This window comes from Pantoea sp. CTOTU46764, from assembly GCF_031974595.1.
GTDB classification, from domain to species: domain Bacteria; phylum Pseudomonadota; class Gammaproteobacteria; order Enterobacterales; family Enterobacteriaceae; genus Pantoea; species Pantoea trifolii.
In genome coordinates, this window is sequence record NZ_DALYOQ010000012.1 from 86,049 (window position 1) to 87,311 (window position 1,263).

General features: G+C 51.5%; 2 protein-coding genes. Both read left to right on the plus strand.

All coding sequences use genetic code 11. The features are described 5' to 3' along the window. Positions 1 to 332: helix-hairpin-helix domain-containing protein (locus RTM06_RS06885; RefSeq protein ID WP_312180885.1), on the plus strand; the 332-nt coding region annotated here is incomplete at its 5' end. 68 nt (positions 333 to 400) lie between these two features. Next, on the plus strand, positions 401 to 949 hold the full coding sequence (gene pgsA, locus RTM06_RS06890) for a CDP-diacylglycerol--glycerol-3-phosphate 3-phosphatidyltransferase (RefSeq protein WP_265297118.1): 549 nt from the start codon (positions 401 to 403) through the stop codon (positions 947 to 949). The last annotated feature ends 314 nt before the right edge of the window (positions 950 to 1,263 follow it).

A 1,263-nucleotide genomic window follows, 5' to 3' on the forward strand; every position in this document is an offset into this window, starting at 1 on the left:
ATCGTAAAGCCGGGCTGGAAACGCTGTTCTTTGAAGCGGAAGGCGAGGGCGTTTCTTTGCCGCCGGACTCGCCTGCACTGCATGTGATCCAGCATATTCGTGATGACTCTCACAATCATGCGATTTCAGGTCACCGGAAAAAACGCGCCAAAGTGAAGAACACCAGCGCACTGGAAAGCATTGAAGGCGTGGGACCCAAACGGCGCCAACAGCTGCTCAAGTATATGGGCGGCCTGCAACCGTTGATGAACGCCAGCGTCGATGAGATCGCCAAAGTGCCGGGAATTTCTACCGCGCTGGCGGAAAAAATCTACTACTCACTGAAACACTAACGTTGAAAGAGGGGGGGCAATGTAGGAACATACATGAAACCCTACTCACACCAGACAGTTACTGGCATATGCAATTTAACATTCCGACGTGTCTTACCCTGTTTCGAGTCGTACTTATTCCCTTCTTTGTCCTGGCGTTTTATCTGCCATTTCAATGGGCTCCTTTTGCTACTGCACTGATCTTTGTGATTGCTGCGGTCACTGACTGGTTTGATGGTTATTTAGCGCGTCGCTGGAAGCAGACCACGCGTTTTGGCGCGTTCCTCGATCCGGTGGCGGATAAAGTGCTGGTGGCGATTGCGCTGGTGCTGGTGGCTGAGCATTTCCACGCGTGGTGGATTACGCTGCCTGCGGCAACCATGATCGCCCGCGAAATCATTATTTCTGCACTGCGTGAATGGATGGCGGAGATTGGCAAACGCAGCAGCGTGGCGGTGTCGTGGATCGGCAAGGTGAAAACCACCGCGCAGATGTTCTCGCTGTTCGCTTTGTTGTGGCGTCCTGAAGCCACGGTGGTAGGCGTGGGTGTGGTTGCGCTGTACATCGCCGCAGTGCTGACTTTCTGGTCAATGTTCCAGTATTTGAGCGCCGCGCGCGGCGATTTGCTCGATAGCTGATCGATGCGATTTAAAAAGCAGCAAACGGACGCAGTGTGTGGATAATTATATTGACTCACTGCGTCAGATAAGTAGAATGCATCGCATCGAACAGCAGCGAGCCTGCAAGAAGCTGAGTGAAATCAGTAAGTTCGATGAAGAAATACAGAATCGAGTATTTCAGTTTGTAGCAAGGCAGCAACTGAACGAATCACAGAGAGCTTACTTCTGTAAGTGACCTGTGTGAGTGAAGGAAGCTAACGCAGCAACAAATTGAAAGACGAAGATTATGCGGGAATAGCTCAGTTGGTAGAGCACGACCTTGCCAAGGTCGG

What these genes read in the sequence shown, in the direction of transcription:
- pgsA (WP_265297118.1), top strand. Translation starts at nt 401, where the DNA reads ATGCAATTTAACATTCCGACGTGTCTTACCCTGTTTCGAGTCGTACTT.